The organism is Sphaerisporangium siamense, assembly GCF_014205275.1.
In the GTDB taxonomy this organism is placed as follows: domain Bacteria; phylum Actinomycetota; class Actinomycetes; order Streptosporangiales; family Streptosporangiaceae; genus Sphaerisporangium; species Sphaerisporangium siamense.
In genome coordinates this window covers 5,950,919-5,965,519 of sequence record NZ_JACHND010000001.1, presented here as the reverse complement: position 1 = coordinate 5,965,519, position 14,601 = coordinate 5,950,919, and the positions used below count along the sequence as shown (strand labels likewise).

General features: G+C 73.3%; 13 protein-coding genes. 5 read left to right on the top strand and 8 right to left on the bottom strand.

Annotated features, from left to right (window positions below; genetic code table 11):
• Positions 1-183 precede the first annotated feature (183 nt).
• Positions 184-1,041, top strand: a complete 858-nt coding sequence (locus BJ982_RS27480) for a GDSL-type esterase/lipase family protein (RefSeq protein WP_184884760.1) — start codon at positions 184-186, stop codon at positions 1,039-1,041.
• A gap of 131 nt (positions 1,042-1,172) precedes the next feature.
• On the opposite strand, the gene BJ982_RS27475 is transcribed toward BJ982_RS27480, so the two are convergent.
• Complete coding sequence (locus BJ982_RS27475; RefSeq protein ID WP_184884757.1) at positions 1,173-1,904, bottom strand: alpha/beta fold hydrolase; 732 nt, start codon at positions 1,902-1,904, stop codon at positions 1,173-1,175.
• 99 nt (positions 1,905-2,003) lie between these two features.
• On the opposite strand from BJ982_RS27475, the gene BJ982_RS27470 reads away from it, so the two are divergent.
• On the top strand, positions 2,004-2,978 hold the full coding sequence (locus BJ982_RS27470) for a helix-turn-helix transcriptional regulator (RefSeq protein WP_184884755.1): 975 nt from the start codon (positions 2,004-2,006) through the stop codon (positions 2,976-2,978).
• 70 nt (positions 2,979-3,048) lie between these two features.
• Here BJ982_RS27470 and BJ982_RS27465 read toward each other — a convergent pair whose 3' ends face one another.
• Entirely contained in the window at positions 3,049-3,978 is a 930-nt protein-coding gene (locus tag BJ982_RS27465; protein WP_184884753.1) for an alpha/beta fold hydrolase, read from the bottom strand.
• Positions 3,979-4,104: 126 nt separating this feature from the next.
• Here BJ982_RS27465 and BJ982_RS27460 point away from each other — a divergent pair, with 126 nt between their 5' ends.
• The gene (locus tag BJ982_RS27460) at positions 4,105-4,422 is read left to right on the top strand and encodes an ArsR/SmtB family transcription factor (protein ID WP_184884751.1); all 318 of its coding nucleotides are present in this window, start codon (positions 4,105-4,107) and stop codon (positions 4,420-4,422) included.
• Between the two features lie 77 nt (positions 4,423-4,499).
• Here the strand turns inward: BJ982_RS27460 and BJ982_RS27455 are convergent, their stop codons facing one another.
• The 3 genes from BJ982_RS27455 to BJ982_RS27445 form a co-directional block, all read right to left on the bottom strand.
• Complete coding sequence (locus tag BJ982_RS27455) at positions 4,500-7,802, bottom strand: S41 family peptidase (RefSeq protein ID WP_184884749.1); 3,303 nt, start codon at positions 7,800-7,802, stop codon at positions 4,500-4,502.
• A 370-nt stretch (positions 7,803-8,172) separates the two neighbouring features.
• Positions 8,173-8,310, bottom strand: a complete 138-nt coding sequence (locus BJ982_RS27450; protein WP_184884747.1) for a hypothetical protein — start codon at positions 8,308-8,310, stop codon at positions 8,173-8,175.
• Between the two features lie 117 nt (positions 8,311-8,427).
• Positions 8,428-9,459, bottom strand: a complete 1,032-nt coding sequence (locus tag BJ982_RS27445; protein WP_184884745.1) for an Rv2578c family radical SAM protein — start codon at positions 9,457-9,459, stop codon at positions 8,428-8,430.
• Positions 9,460-9,597: 138 nt separating this feature from the next.
• On the opposite strand from BJ982_RS27445, the gene BJ982_RS27440 reads away from it, so the two are divergent.
• Positions 9,598-9,894 (top strand): DUF3040 domain-containing protein, encoded by a 297-nt coding sequence (locus tag BJ982_RS27440; RefSeq protein WP_184884743.1) that lies wholly within the window; start codon positions 9,598-9,600, stop codon positions 9,892-9,894.
• 18 nt (positions 9,895-9,912) lie between these two features.
• On the opposite strand, the gene BJ982_RS27435 is transcribed toward BJ982_RS27440, so the two are convergent.
• Positions 9,913-11,547 (bottom strand): penicillin-binding transpeptidase domain-containing protein, encoded by a 1,635-nt coding sequence (locus tag BJ982_RS27435; RefSeq protein WP_184884741.1) that lies wholly within the window; start codon positions 11,545-11,547, stop codon positions 9,913-9,915.
• Between the two features lie 216 nt (positions 11,548-11,763).
• The gene (locus tag BJ982_RS27430) at positions 11,764-12,420 is read right to left on the bottom strand and encodes a lysophospholipid acyltransferase family protein (RefSeq protein ID WP_239122648.1); all 657 of its coding nucleotides are present in this window, start codon (positions 12,418-12,420) and stop codon (positions 11,764-11,766) included.
• Between the two features lie 472 nt (positions 12,421-12,892).
• Here BJ982_RS27430 and BJ982_RS27425 point away from each other — a divergent pair, with 472 nt between their 5' ends.
• Positions 12,893-13,456, top strand: coding sequence for a GNAT family N-acetyltransferase (locus tag BJ982_RS27425; RefSeq protein ID WP_184884737.1), 564 nt, complete (start codon positions 12,893-12,895; stop codon positions 13,454-13,456).
• A 103-nt stretch (positions 13,457-13,559) separates the two neighbouring features.
• Here BJ982_RS27425 and BJ982_RS27420 read toward each other — a convergent pair whose 3' ends face one another.
• Positions 13,560-14,549, bottom strand: coding sequence for a tyrosine-type recombinase/integrase (locus tag BJ982_RS27420; RefSeq protein WP_239122647.1), 990 nt, complete (start codon positions 14,547-14,549; stop codon positions 13,560-13,562).
• Positions 14,550-14,601 lie beyond the last annotated feature (52 nt).

The window sequence follows — 14,601 nt, the reverse complement described above, 5'->3', positions numbered from 1 at the left end:
CATGCCGTCCGCGTGTTCCCCTGTCAACGCCGTCTACACAGGTCGGAGGCCGTGTCAAGCAAGGATAGGAACTCGGTCAACGCTAGCAACGCCTCGCCCGCAGGTCATAGAGAGCGCCGCCGGTGATCCCTACGTTGGTGTCCGCTCTTCTGCCCCGCTCGATCGTGCCGGATAGAGGTGATCATGGTCGCGAAGATCGTGTTCGTTGTGGCCGCCGCGGTGATGTGGACGCCCGTGGCGGCGGCCCCGGCGGCGGCCGATCCGGTCCCCCCGGTGATGGCGGCGCTCGGCGACTCGATCAGCGCGGGTTTCAACGCCTGCGGCTGGTACGTCTCCTGCAGTTCGCGTTCCTGGTCGTCCGGTGACGACGCCGGGGTCAACAGCCACTACCTGCGCCTGCTGGCGCTGGCCCCGGGCGTCAAGGGACACAACCTGAACTTCGCGGTGCCGGGGTCGGCCAGCGCCGACCTGGCCGCCCAGGCCGAGAAGGCGGCGGCGGCCAAGGCCGGGTACGTCACGATCCTGATCGGCGCGCAGGACGCCTGCGTCGACGACGAGGCGAAGATGACCCCCGTGCCGGTGTACCGGGCCCGCGTGGAGCGGGCGCTGGCGGTGCTGGCCCCCACGGGCGCGAAGGTCTTCGCGGCCAGCATCCCCGACGTCAAACGGTTGTGGCGGCTGGGCAAGGACAAGGTGGTGGCCCGCTCGTTCTGGGCGCTCGGGCACATCTGCCCCTCGATGCTGGCCCGCGCCTCCTCCGACGCCAAGAAGGACCGCGCCCGCAGGGAGCGGGTCCGTGACCGGGTGCGCGACTACAACGCCGAGATGGCCGCCGCGTGCGCCGCCTACGCCCCGGGCTGCCGCAGCGACGGCGGCGCGGTCTTCGACTACCCCTTCACCCTCGACCACATCAGCAGATGGGACTACTTCCACCCCAACGCCGACGGCCAGAAGGCCCTGGCCCGCGCCACGTTCAAGACCGGCTTCCCCTGGGACGCGGCCGGGCCGCTCACGCCCGAGGCCTCGGCCGCCGGCAGGTAGCGGGACGGCGCGAACGGTCGGGGCGGGTCACGGTCGGCCGTTCGACCGGGAAGCCGCGCGCCCCGGCCGATCGTGGCCGGCCAGGACTGCCATCCTCGTGATCTACAATGTAAAGGGCCGTGGTTCGGTGCTTACAACGAACCGAGCAGACACGCGGTGTCCGACGGGCGGGAGAACATCGGCCAGTGGCCGGTGGGCAGGGCGTGTAGTTCCCATTCCGGGCCCGCCAGGGCGGCGAAGAGCGGATGGCCGGTGGCGATCATGGCCTTGACCTGGTCCAGTGGGAAGGAGCAGGTCACCAGGGCCTTGGGCGGCGCGGCGCCCGTGCCTGAGAGGCGCAGCGGCTGGGTGAGCGTTCCGTACGGCTGGGGTGTCATGCGGGCGGCGATGCCGGGTTTGGCGTCCTCGGGGATGCCCGCCGGGCTCGCGCCGAGGGCCGCCTGCTCCTGCCAGGACGGGGGGCCGTACCGCCAGCCGTCGGTCAGGCGGGAGCTGACGAACTCCCTGCCCTTGGGCGGGTAGAAGTCGAGCTGGCTCTGGCCGTCGGCCAGCGGGCCGCTGTCGAGGTAGACGACCTTGGCGATCCGGCCGGGGACACGGTCGGCCGCGCCGGTGACCGGGCCTCCGGCGCCGCTGTGCGCGACCAGCACCACCTCGCGCAGATCCTCGTGCACGATCGTGTTGACGATGTCGTCGATATGGGTGTCCAGGCCGGTGGCCGGGCCGCCCAGGTGCTCGCGGTCGGCGAGCCCGGTGAGGGTGAGCGGGTACGCGGTGTGCCCATCCGCCCGGAGCCGCTCGGTGACCTCCCGCCAGGCCCACGCGCCGAGCCAGAACCCGGGGACCAGTACGAAAGTGCTCATATCCATTTCTCCCTTGCCGGTGGGATGCCGAGGTGACGGCTTCACCGTAGGCTCGAATCCGGGCGAAACCCGTCCGGATGACGACAGGAGTTCTCCGACATGCCCCATCCGGTGACGCGGGTGCTGACGCTGCTGGAGTTGCTGCAGGCCGCCCCCGGGCTGACCGGCGCCGAGCTGGCCCGCCGCCTGGAGGTGGACGAGCGCACGGTGCGCCGGTACGTGCTGCGCCTGGTCGAGCTCGGCGTGCCGGTGGAGGGCGGGCGCGGCCGGTACGGCGGGTACCGCCTGCTGCCCGGGTACAAGCTGCCGCCGCTGATGTTCTCCGAGGACGAGGCCGCCGCCGTGGTGCTGGGGCTGATGGCGGGCCGGCGCACCGGGCTGGCGGTGGGCGAGAGCGCGACCGAGAGCGCACTCGCCAAGGTCAGCAGAGTGCTGCCCGCGGCGTCGCGGGAGCGTGTGGAGGCGGTGGCGGGCGCCGTGGACCTCACCGGGCGGGCGGCGACGGCGCCGCGCCCGGCCGCGCGCACGCTGCTCACCCTGGCCGAGGCGGCCCGGCGGCGCAGGCGGGTGCGGCTGGCCTACCGCTCCTGGCGTGGCGAGGCCAGTGAGCGCGAGCTGGATTCCTACGGCCTGGTGTTCCACGCGGGCCGGTGGTACGTCACCGGCTTTGATCATCTCAAGGGCGAGGTGCGCACCTTCCGGCTGGACCGGGTGGCCGCGGCCGAGCCGCTGGAGACGGTCTTCCCCGACCCGGGGGACTTCGACCCGGTGGCACGGGTCATGGAGTCGCTGTCCTCGGTGCCCTACCGGCACGAGGTGCGCGTGGTGCTGGAGACGACCCTGGCCGAGGCCGGACGGCTGCTGCCGCGCTCGGTGGCCACACTGGCCGAGACCGAGGACGGGGTGCTGGTGACCTCCCGCGCCGACCGGCTGGACGGCATGGCCAGGATGCTGGCGAGCCTGGGCGTGCCGTTCACGGTGCTGGCCCCGGACGCGCTGCGGCAGGAGGTGGCCGCGCTGGCCGCACGGCTGCGCGCCTACGCCGCCCGCGAGCCCGCCGCCCCGGCGGGCTGACCACCCGGGACGGCCACGGCTCGCCGTTCGGCGGCCCCGGCCTCCCCTCGGTTCCAGGAGGATCGCGTGGTCAGCAGAGGAAGGCGGTCAGGGCGTCGATGACGGTCTGGGGTTGTTCCTCGGGAATGTAGTGGCCGCAGTCGGCGACCTCGACCACCTGGACGTCCGTGCCCTTGGACGGCATGAGTTCGCGCAGGTAGACGTAGTTGCTCTCGTCCCCGCCGAGGGCGAGGACCGGTGCGCTCACCCGTCCGTAGGTCTGCTCGTCGTCGATGTCGCGGGTGAGGGTCTGGTACCAGCCGTTGCCCGCGCGTACGGCGTCGGCGGTGGAGTAGGCGTGGGCGTACACCTGCCGGGATCGCTCGTCGATGGAGGCCGGGTCCTTGGCCTGACGGTCGAACAGCCAGTCGACCAGCAGGCGGCTGCGGCCTTCCAGCAGTCGCTCGGGCAGGCCGCGAACCTGGTTGAAGGCGAACCACCACAGGTAGGAGCGGGCGCCGGCCTCGATGACCGAGTCGGCGTGCTGGTCGGGCTCGGGAAGCAGGCTGAACGCCGACCACGTCTTGTCGGGGTGGGGGACGTCCAGCAGCGCGATCTTCGTGGTCGCCTCGGGATGGTTGGCCGCGAAGGCGTAGGCGACCATGGCGCCGATGTCGTGGCCGGCGATGCCGACCGCCGACAGGCCCAGGTGGCGGACGAGGGCGTGGATGTCGGCCGCCATGGTCTTCTTGTCGTAGCCGTCGGCGGGTTTGCCCGAGTCTCCCATGCCGCGCAGGTCTACGGCGATCACCCGGTGGCGGCGGGCCAGTGCGGGCATGACCTTGTTCCATTGCCACCAGGTCTGTGGCCACCCGCCGAGCAGGAGCAGCGGCTCACCGCTGCCGCCCTCGACGTAGTGCAGGCGGACTCCGTTCACCTCGGCGTGACGGCTGGAGAAGGTTCCTTCCAGCGACGCCGCGAGCGCGGCGTTCTGCAGGGCGGCGTTGGATGACGTGGCCATGGCGGTCCTCAGGGCTCGACTGTACGTGAATCGCGTACGATGGACGGTACGAGATGTTCGTACGGTCCGATGAGGGGTGTCAAGCCAAAAGAGGAAAATGTACGAAAACCCCGTACAGTGGTAGTCATGGCAGAACTGCACCATCCCGACGCTGAGGAGATCGAGCTGGTCGATGTGCTCGCGGCGCTCGGGCATCCGGTCCGGCTGGGCATCGCGCGGGCCCTGGCCTCCGGCGAAGAGCGGTTCTGCGGCGAGATCCTTCCTGACGTGCCCAAGTCGAGCATGACCAGCCACTGGCGGATCCTTCGCGAGAGCGGAGTGATCCACCAGCGCCGCGCGGGCCGCAAGCTCTACCTCACCCTGCGCCGCGGCGAACTGGAGTCCCGCTTCCCCGGCCTGCTGGACATCGTCCTCACCCGGGCGGCCGAAAGCAGCAGTAAGTGAGCACGCTCCATCGAGCTCTACGCAGACCGTGACCGTCCCGAGGGCGGGCGGGTCGGTCGGTGGCTGAGGGCGGGTGATCAGGCGCGGGGCGGCAGGGGTGGGGCGCCCAGGTGGGGGCGGTCGGCCGGGCGCGGGGTGTGGGGCGGGTTTTCCGCCAGCTGCTCCAGGGCGACGTCGATGGCGCGTTCGAGCTGGGTGTCCACGCCGCGCGCGTAGTCCTGCGGGGTGATGTCGACCTCGATGTCGGGGTCGGTGCCGTAGTTCTCCACCCGCCAGCCGACGTCGTCGAAGGCGAAGGAGAACTCCGGCTGGGTGGTGACCGTGCCGTCGGCCAGCCGGTGGCGCGGCCAGATGCCGATCACCCCGCCCCAGGTCCGCTTGCCGATCAGCGGGCCGAGGCGCAGCAGCTTGAAGGTGTGGCTGAAGATGTCGCCGTCGGAGCCGGCGAACTCGTTGGTGATGGCCACCATCGGGCCGCGCGGCGACTCGGCGGGGTAGGGCTCGGGGACGCTCCAGCGCGGGAAGTCGTAGCCCAGCCGCCGCCGGGCGAGCTTCTGCATCAGCAGGCCGGAGACGAAGCCGCCGCCGTTGAAGCGGACGTCCACCACCAGCCCCTCGCGGTCGTACTCGGCCAGGAAGCCGCGGTGGAACTCGGCGTAGCCGCCCACGCCCATGTCGGGGATGTGGAGGTAGCCGATCCTGCCGCCGGTGCGTTCGTGGGTGCGCCGCCGGTTGGACTCCACCCAGTCGCGGTAGCGGGCGGGCTGCTCGTCGGAGGCGGCCTTGACGACGATCGTGCGGGGCTTGGCGTCGCCGCGCCTGATGGTCAGCTCGACCTCCTGGTCGGCCTGGTTGACCAGCAGCCGCGCCGGGCCGTCGGGGCCTTCGACGGGACGGCCGTTGATCGCCACCACCGCGTCGCCGGGCCGTACGTCCAGGCCGGGCCGGTTGAGCGGCGAGGTGGACTCCGGGTCCCAGGGGTCGCCGCGCAGGACGCGGGCGATGGTGTGCACGCCGTCGGCGTAGGACCAGTCGACGCCGAGCTTGCCCTGGGAGTAGTGGGGCCGGGGGCGGTACTCCCCGCCGCTCTCGTAGGCGTGGGAGGTGCCGAGCTCGCCCTGGACCTCCCACAGCAGGTCGGAGAACTCGCCGCGGGTGCCGACCCGGTCGACCAGGGGCAGGTAGCGGTCGTAGACGGCGTCCCAGTCCACCCCGGCCATGTCCTGGTCCCAGAAGTGCTCGCGCTGCAGCCGCCAGGCCTCGCGGAACATCTGCCGCCACTCGGCGGCGGGGTTCACCGAGACCTTGACCCGGTCCAGGTCGATCCACCCGCCGGAGCGGGTGGCCGAGTCGTCCTCGGGCGGGGTCTCGCCGGCCTTGACCACGCGCAGGCGGCGGCGCGAGCGGTACAGCAGGGTCGCGCCGTCGGGGCCGATCTGGAAGTCGGCGACGCCCGAGACCAGCGTCTCCAGCTTCTGCCGGGTCAGGTCGTAGGCCTGCAGGGTGGCCGAGGGCGGGTCGGCGTAGTCGTCGCCGCGGCTGCCCTGGACGGGGGAGGAGGTGAACAGGACCTTGTCCTTGGTGGCGGCCACGCGGTCGTAGCGGCCCTCGGGGACGGGGAAGGCGACGACGCGGCGGTCGATGCCGTCGAAGTCGATGGTCAGCCCGCCGGTCTCCTCCTCGCCCTGCTCGCCGGGGTCGTCGCCGCTGCCGGTGTCGCCGTCGGGAGCGGTGTCCGCACTGGTGTCCGCACTGGTGTCCGCGCCGGAGTCCTCGTCGGGGTCGTCCTTGGGGTCGTCCTTGGCCGAGGTGCCGGCATCGCCGGTCAGGGGTCGCGGCTCGGAGACGAACGGCGAGCCGACGTCGGCGCGCAGCGCCACCGCGTACGGGCGGGTGCCCAGGGGGAAGCCCAGGTCGAACTGCAGCTCGTCGAAGACGGGGTTGAAGACCCGTTCGCCGATGAAGTACAGGTAGCGGCCCTCGGGGTCGAAGGCGGGCCCGCGGTCGCGCAGCACGGGCCGGGTCGCCGCGCGCGACTCGCCGGTCGCCATCTCGTACAGCCGGATCGCGGTGGTCTGCGCGGACTCCGGGCGGGTGTAGGCCAGCCAGTCTCCGTCTCTGGACCACACCGGGTCCTCGATGCGGCCGAAGCCGCTGCGGTCGGCGACGGTCATGACGGCCTCGCCGTCGGCGGGCAGGTCGATGATCAGCAGTTCGTTGCGGTGGTTGGCGATCGCGACGCGGTCGGCGCCGGGACAGACGGCCAGGGAGATGGCGCGGCCGGTGTCCAGGTGGTCCAGCCGCCGGGCGGGGGTGGCGCCGTCGGCGGCGAGCACGACCAGCACCTCGCGGTCGCCCTCGTCGCTGGCGGCGGCCACCAGCCGCTCGGCGTCGCGCAACCAGGTCAGCAGGCGGTAGCGGACGCCGTCGGCCTCGCCGTGCTGGCGGACCGGGCCCTCCCAGCCGCCGAAGGAGTAGGCCTTGCCGCGCGTGGTGATGGCCAGGCCGCTGCCGTCGGGGGAGAGGGTGGCGCTGTCGAGGTAGTGGGCGGCGGGGACGAACCGGCGGTTGCGCTGGGTGCGCGGGCTGCCCAGCCGGACCTCCACGCGGCGCGTCTCGCCGTCGGCCGCGTCCAGGACGTACAGCTCGGCGCCGGCGTGGTAGACCAGACGCCGGCCGTCGCCGGTGAGGTTGCGGGCGTAGTAGTCGGCGTGGTCGGTGTGGCGGCGCAGGTCCCGGCCGTCGGGGGTGCAGGAGTAGACGTTGCCCACGCCCTCGTGATCGGACAGGAAGTAGACGCGCTCGCCGATCCAGCAAGGGGAGGCCAGGTTCCCGGCCAGGCTGATGAGCCGGGCGAACTCGCCGTCGCCGTTCGCGTCCACCCACAGGTCGCCGGCGGTGCCGCCGCGGTAGCGCTTCCAGCGCGCGGGGTCGGCGGTGTTGCGGCCGATGACCACGCCGCCGCCGGGACCGTGGGAGATGGTGTTGGCCGGGCCGTAGGGCAGGCGCTCGGCACGGCCGCCGGGGCGGATGCGGTGCAGCCAGCGGCGGCGGCCGATGGGCTGGCCCTCGTCGCTGGCGTACAGCACGGCGCCGCCGGAGTCCCACCCGGCGATCGTGCACACGGCGTCGTCGTAGGTCAGCCGGGTGGCGGCGCCGCCCTCGGAGGGCATGACGTAGACCTCTTCCGGGCCTTCCTCACGGCCGACGTAGGCGATCTGGGAGCCGTCGGGGGAGAAGCGGGGATAGGCGGCCTCGGCGACCCCGGCGGTCAGGCGGAAGGCCCGCCCGCCGGTGGCGGGGACCATCCACAGATCGTCCTCTGCGGCGAAGACGATCTCATCGCCGAAGATCGTGGGGAAGCGCGCGTATGCCGACATCGATCCTCGCGTTCGGGGGGACGGGGGTATCCATGATCAGGCACCCGGGCCGCGCGCGTCGAGACGTGAACGCGTCCGTTCGCCGTCAAAGAAAGCCGCGTACTTCGCAATACCTGTCATTCCAGGTCAGAGAGTAATACCCCCGGGCGACCGGCCGGGCGGGCGCGGTCGCGGGACGGCCCTGCCCGGGCGGCGCCTCCGCCGCGTCACGCCGCGCGCCGGGCCGCGTTCCGTCCGCGCGCCGCTCTCGGGCCCGGTTGTGCGCCGTCCCTTCTGTGCCGCGGCTGTGCGCCGGCGCCGCAGCGAGCAGGGGGGGGCGGGCGCGCGGTCCCGGCCTCGGGTGGCGGCCGGGGGCCGGCGCCCGGGGAGGTCAGCGGGTCTCGTCGGCCCGGACCTCGCGCTTGTCGTCGTCCTCGCGTTTATCCTGTCTGGTCTCGCGCGTGGCCTTGATGGACGCCTTCTTGGCCTTTCCAGTGGCCTTGGTGGACTTCTTCCGCGTTCCGGCCATGGTTTCCCCCGTATGGCTGAGTCGCTATTGGCTGACAATGCGCCATATAGGCAGCATCGCCGCGTTAAATACCCATCGCCGGAGTGAACCACCCATATGCCGCTTTCTTTCGGGCCGTCAGAGCAGGGTCAGCTGCTCCGGCCCGGCGGAGGCCGGCGGCCCGGGCGGGGCGCCCCGCGAGGAGGAGGACGATCGGCCGCCGAGCCCGCACGCCTCGGCCAGCTCGCGGACCTGCCCGGCGACGCGCTGCTGGTAGGCCTTCGGCGCATAGGCGCCCCGGCCGTACAACTCCTGGTAGCGCGGCACCAGGCCGGGATGCTCGCGGGCGAGCCAGGCCATGAACCACTCGCGCGCCCCCGGCCGCAGGTGCAGCACGATGGGGGTGACGCCGGTGGCCCCGGCCTCGGCGATGGCCCGCACCGTGCGGGCCAGCCGGGCGGGGGAGTCCGACAGGTAGGGCAGGATCGGCGCCATCAGCACCGAGCACCGCAGCCCCCGGGCCGCCAGGGTGGCGCAGACCTCCAGGCGGCGGGACGGACGGGGCGTGCCGGGCTCGACCGCCCGCCACAGCTCGTCGTCGGTGAACCCCACCGACACCGCGGTGCCGACGTCGGTGACCTCGGCGGCCTCGGCCAGCAATTCCAGGTCGCGCAGGATCAGCGCGCCCTTGGTGAGGATGGAGAAGGGGTTGCGGAAGTCGCGCAGCGCGGCGAGGACGCCCGGCATCAGCCGGTAGCGGCCTTCGGCGCGCTGGTAGCAGTCGACGTTGGTGCCCATGGCGATCGGGTGGCCGCCCCAGCGCGGCGCGGCCAGCTCGCGGCGGGCCAGTTCGGCCGCGTTCACCTTCACCACGATCTTGGAGTCGAAGTCGCGCCCGGAGTCCATTTCGAGGTACTCGTGGCTGCGGCGGGCGAAGCAGTACACGCAGGCGTGGCTGCAGCCGCGGTAGGGGTTGATCGTCCACTGGAAGGGGACGTGGCTGGCCGCCGGGACGCGGTTGATGATCGAGCGGGCCTGGACCTCGTAGAAGGTCATGCCGCGGAACTCGGGGGTGTCGAAGGTGGTGGCCACCGCGCCGCGGGGGATCAGCGGCACGGTCGGCGCCGCCTGCTCCGGCGGATCGGTCAGGCGCAAGTTGTCCCAGCGCATGACCTTGATTAGAACAGGCATTCGAGCGAGATCGCAACTCAGCGAAACGCCGGGCAAAAAGCGGACCACGGGAAGGCTAAAGATCTTCATCATGGGGAGGATCGTGCTCACACCGCTTGCGTCGCCGGGAGGTTCGGCATGGCCTGGTCGCAGGACGAGGAGCGCTTGCTCGCCCAGATCGAGAGTCATCTCACCGATGACGACCCCCGGCTGGCCGCCCGCCTGGAGTCGTTCAACGAGCGCGTCGTGCGCAAGGAGGCCGGCGACCGCAAGCGCGCCGCCCGCGCCGCCCGTGCCGCCGGCGCCGGCCGCCGGCGCAGGGGCCCGAGCAGGTCGACGATCATCATCCTGGTGAGCTGGATCCTGATCGCCACCCTCATCGCGACGTTGCTGATCATGGTGTTCCGCAACGAGGCGGCGGCCCTGCCGATGTGACGCCGGGGCGCGCCCCGGTCAGCGGCCGAGGCCGCGCAGGAAACGTGCCGCCACCGGCGCGGCGACCTCGCCGCCCATCCCTCCGGCCTCCACCACCACCGCGAAGGCCACCTCGCCGCGGAAACCGATGAACCACGCGTGGGAGTCCAGCTTGGGCCCGGTGCCGAACTCGGCGGTGCCGGTCTTGCCGACGGTGCCCGCGGGCAGCCCCGCACGCTTGGCCGTCCCCTTGGTGACCACCGCGGCCATCATCGTGCGCAGATGCCCGGCCACGCCCGGCGGCAGCGGCTGCGGCGCGGCCTTCTGCGGCAGCGCGGGCACCAGCGTGGGCGGGCGCCAGGACCCGTCGGCCACCGCGGCGGCCACGGTGGCCATCACCAGCGGGCTGGCGGTGATGCGCCCCTGGCCGAAGGACTCGGCCGCCAGGTCGGCGAGGCCGGTCGGCGCGGGCATGCTGCCCCGGGTCGCCGGGACGCCGATGTCCAGCGGCTGGTTGAAGCCCAGCCGCCCGGCGATGCGCTCCAGCCCGCCCTCGCCCAGGTGGCGGGCCGCAAGCGGCGCGAAGGTGGTGTTGCAGGAGTGGGCGTAGGAGTCCAGGAAGGACAGCGAGCCGAACGCCTCGTGGTCGGAGTTGCGGATCTCCAGCCCGCCCACGTTGACCTTCTTGGGGCAGGTGACCTTCTGCCCCGGAGTGACGCCCGCGGCGATCAGCCCCGCCGCGGTGACGGTCTTGAACGTCGACCCGGGAGGGTAGCGGCCGTCGAGCGCGCGGTTGAAGCCCCCGCGGTTGTTCACCACGGCCAGGATCTCGCCGCTGGAGGGCCGGATCGCCACCAGGGAGGCGGGCTTGGGCAGGTCGCGCACCGCGGCGACCGCGGCCCGCTGCGCCCGCGGGTCCAGGCTGGTGCGCACCGGCCGCCCTGGGGAGCCTTCGATGGTGGTCAGCGTCCGCGAAGCCTTCTTGGCGCCGTCGGTGACCACGACCTGCGTGGCGGGCGTCCCGGCGAGCTGCTCCTGGAAGGTCTGCTGCAGGCCCGCCCTGCCGATCGCGTCGCCCGGCCGGTAGGGCGCGCCGAGCTTGGCGACGTCCTTGGCGGTGGCCTTGTCCAGGTAGCCGACGAGCTGCTGCACCGAGCCGCCCGCGGAGGGCCCGTCGATGCGGGCGCCGGAGGAGTCCGCGATCGGCGCGCGCTCGGGCCAGGTGGTCTTCAGGTCCAGGTGGGTGGCGGCGGTGAGCGCGGGGTGCACCGCGGCCGGCGTCCAGGCGACCTTCCACTGGCGGTCCTTCACCACCAGGTCCAGCGCGCCGGTGTAGGTCCACCGGCCGGTGTCCTTCAACGCCAGGGTGGCGGTGTAGGCGGCGGTCGCGCGGTCGTCCCCGGCCGGGGCGACCCGGCCGAGGCGCACGCCGGTGCGCGACACCCCGAGATTCTTCGCCACCTCGGCGTACAGGGCGTCGAAGCCGCTCGCCGGCGCGGCCAGGTCGGCCTTCATGGCGGCCAGGTCGCCGCGCTCCCAGGCGGCGGCGAAGTGGCGCGCGGTCTCCTGCGCGCTTCCCTTGGTGCGCAGGACGTAGTAGGCGCCTCCGGCGGCGGCGCCCGCGACCACGACGGCCGCGACGGACGTGATCGCGATGATACGGCCGCGCCGCACGTTACCCCCGATGTCTCGACGTCCTGCCGAGCTTAGCGCGGGCCGCCCGGCCCCCGCCGGGAATCGAGGCTGGTCACCGCCCCGCCGGTGGATCTTCGCACGTGGCGGCGGCCCGTTTCGCGCGGCCGGCACGGCACGGGGCCGGGCGCGCACGCCCGGTGAGCGGCGGCGCTCCGGCCGCGAACGGACCGCGCCCGGGCGGCGGGCGAGCGGCGTTCAGGCGGCGCGCCGCGGCGCCTCCCTGCGGGCGTAGGCGGGGACGTACTGCTGGCCCGACAGCCGCTGGATGGCCTTCATCACCTCGTCGGTGACCGCCCGGCGGTCCTGCGCGCGGCCCGGGTCGCCGGTGAAGGTGAGCGGCTCGCCGATGCGCACGCCGATGCGCGCGATGCGCGGCAGTGCGGCCCCCGGCGGCAGGACGCGGTCGGTGTTGACCATGGCCACCGGGATCACCGGCACCCCGGCGGTCAGCGCCAGCCACGCCACGCCGATCTTCCCCCGGTACAGCCGCCCGTCGGGGGAGCGGGTGCCCTCGGGGTAGATGCCGAACAGCTCGCCGCTGTCGAGCACCCGCAGCGCGGTGTCCAGCATGGCCTGCGCCGCGGCGGCGCTCTCGCGGTCGATGGCGACCTGCCCGGTGCCGCGCATGACCATCGCCATCAGCCGGTTTCCGGTGAAGTACTCCGACTTGGCGACGAAGGTGACCTGGCGCGGCAGCATCGCGGGGAGGAACACCGAGTCCAGGATGGACAGGTGGTTGGAGGCCAGGAGCGCCGCGCCGGCGGCGGGGACGTGCTCGGCCCCGGTGACCTCGGGGCGCCACAGCAGCCGAAGGAAGGGGCGGCTGGCGATCTTCATGATGTGGTACAGCACGTGCTCTCCCGGTGTGCGAACGGCAATGACCACCATACGGCTCGCCAGGGCAACGATGCGTTACGGAGTGTTACGGGTGTGCACAAACTGTCACGACGCGTGGTGAGACGACCGAAGGCCGCCCCTATGACCGGGGTGAGGGACGGCGTGGCGGGAAACGAAGAGCCCCCGCGGGACGCGCCCGCGGGGGCTCTTCGTTGTGGCCGATGTGGCGGTCGCCTCCTCGGCGAGAGGCACAACACGGCTCCAGCCGAACGGTATTCCGTGAAGGCGGTAATTGCGGCCCGGGGGACACAAACCACATCGGCTACTACCGACTGTAGCCCACCCGCGGGGGTCGTCCCTCCACCCCTGCCGCCCGGAACGGCGATCCCCGGATGTCCACCGGGTTCACACCGGGGGACGCCATGGCAAACCCGCTCGTCCACGGCACAATCGCCATGTGCGCCGAGATTCTCGGGAAAATGTGGGCATGTTGCAGACGCCCCGCCTGATCCTGCGCCAGTGGCGCGAGGAGGACCTGGCCCCCTTCGCCGTGATGAACGCCGACCCCCGGGTGATGGAGCACTTCCCCGCCACGCTGACCCGCGACCAGAGCGACGCGCTGGCCGGGCGGGCGCGGGCGCGCCTGGAGGAGGACGGGTTCGGCCTGTGGGCGGTCGAGGTGCGCGAGACCGGCGAGTTCGCCGGGTTCACCGGCCTGATCTGGCAGACCTTCCCGGCGCCGTTCACCCCGGCGGTCGAGGTCGGCTGGCGGCTGCGCCCCGAGTGCTGGGGCCGGGGGTACGCCACCGAGGCGGCCGGCGCGGCGCTGGACCACGGCTTCGGCCCCGCGGGCCTGACGGAGGTGATCTCCATGACCGCGGGGACCAACGTGCGCTCCCAGGCGGTGATGCGGCGCCTGGGCATGATCCGCGACCCGGCCGAGGACTTCGAGCACCCCGCGGTGCCCTCCGGCAGCCCGCTGCACCCGCACGTCCTGTACCGGCTGCGCGCCGCCGACTGGACGCGCCACCGCGCCACGACCCCTGCCTGACCGATATCCGAAGGCCTGCCGGATGCGCCGCAGCCTCGCCCCGCCGGACGCCCGAGGACCTCGTGGACGCGCTGCCCTGGTGGCTGCCCGGGGGGTGAGACGGTCAGGGGCCGCCGGGCCTGAGGGGACGGGCGGTGGGCATCGCCAGGCGGTCGACGGCGTCTCTGCGGCGGTTCTCCGGGCGGCGGTCGTAGCGGGCGGTGGTGACGGGGGAGGCGTGCCCGACCAGGGCCTGCGCGGTGGCCAGGTCCACCCCGGCGTCCAGCAGCTCGCCGATGAAGGTGCGGCGGAAGTCGTGGGGGGTGCGCTTGGCCGCTCCGGCGGCGGCGAGCCGCCTGGCCAGGATGCCGGCGATGGCCTGCCCGCTCATCGGGGCGGGCCGCCCGCCGGGGGCGCGCAGCCGCCCGGCCTTGTTGACCGGCGTGAACAGCGCGCCCGGCGCCGTCCCCCGCACCGCCAGCCAGCACTCGAGGCGGGCCACGGCCTCGCGGGTGAGGTAGACCAGGCGCTCCTTGTCGCGTTTGCCGCGCACGCGCAGGGAGCGGGCGGCGGGGTCGTAGTCGTCCAGGGAGAGCGCGGCGATCTCGGCGCGGCGGCAGCCGGTGGAGTACAGCACCGCCAGCAGGGCGCCGTCGCGGGCCCCGGCGGGGGAGTCGTCCCCGTCGCAGGCGGCCAGGACGGCGCCGGCGACCTCGGCGGGGACGTGCTGCCCGGCGGGCAGGCGGGTGTGGCGCAGGGTGGGCAGGTCGGCGGCGCGGTGGTAGTCCTCGGCGGTCATCCGGCCCAGGCGCCAGGCCTCGCGCATGACCCGGCGCAGCGCGACCAGGTGCTTGTTGACGTAGGCGGGGGACCAGCCCTGCTCGGAGAGGATCGCCCGGACGCGCACGGTGTGCTCGTAGCGCAGCAGGTGCCACGGCTGGCCGGCGCCGGTCGCGGCCTCGTCGCCGGTGATGAGGCGGGCGACGCGGTCCAGGCAGCCGCGCATCGTGCGGCGGGACTCGGCGCCGCTGAGGGAGTCCAGGTAGGCGTGGTAGGGGTCGCCCTCGCGCACCATCGCCTCGGCGCCGGGGTCGCGTAGGGCGGGCACGTCCACGCCTCGATCTTAGGGCAGCCCCCGGCGGCCGGCCGCGCGCCGCCTGGGGCGG

Excerpts from the sequence above, each read along its gene's own strand:
- BJ982_RS27480 (WP_184884760.1), top strand. The coding sequence starts at position 184 with ATGGTCGCGAAGATCGTGTTCGTTGTGGCCGCCGCGGTGATGTGGACG.
- BJ982_RS27475 (WP_184884757.1), bottom strand. The coding sequence starts at position 1,904 with ATGAGCACTTTCGTACTGGTCCCCGGGTTCTGGCTCGGCGCGTGGGCC.
- BJ982_RS27470 (WP_184884755.1), top strand. The coding sequence starts at position 2,004 with ATGCCCCATCCGGTGACGCGGGTGCTGACGCTGCTGGAGTTGCTGCAG.
- BJ982_RS27465 (WP_184884753.1), bottom strand. The coding sequence starts at position 3,978 with ATGGCCACGTCATCCAACGCCGCCCTGCAGAACGCCGCGCTCGCGGCG.
- BJ982_RS27460 (WP_184884751.1), top strand. The coding sequence starts at position 4,105 with ATGGCAGAACTGCACCATCCCGACGCTGAGGAGATCGAGCTGGTCGAT.
- BJ982_RS27455 (WP_184884749.1), bottom strand. The coding sequence starts at position 7,802 with ATGTCGGCATACGCGCGCTTCCCCACGATCTTCGGCGATGAGATCGTC.
- BJ982_RS27450 (WP_184884747.1), bottom strand. The coding sequence starts at position 8,310 with ATGGCCGGAACGCGGAAGAAGTCCACCAAGGCCACTGGAAAGGCCAAG.
- BJ982_RS27445 (WP_184884745.1), bottom strand. The coding sequence starts at position 9,459 with ATGCGCTGGGACAACTTGCGCCTGACCGATCCGCCGGAGCAGGCGGCG.
- BJ982_RS27440 (WP_184884743.1), top strand. The coding sequence starts at position 9,598 with ATGGCCTGGTCGCAGGACGAGGAGCGCTTGCTCGCCCAGATCGAGAGT.
- BJ982_RS27425 (WP_184884737.1), top strand. The coding sequence starts at position 12,893 with ATGTTGCAGACGCCCCGCCTGATCCTGCGCCAGTGGCGCGAGGAGGAC.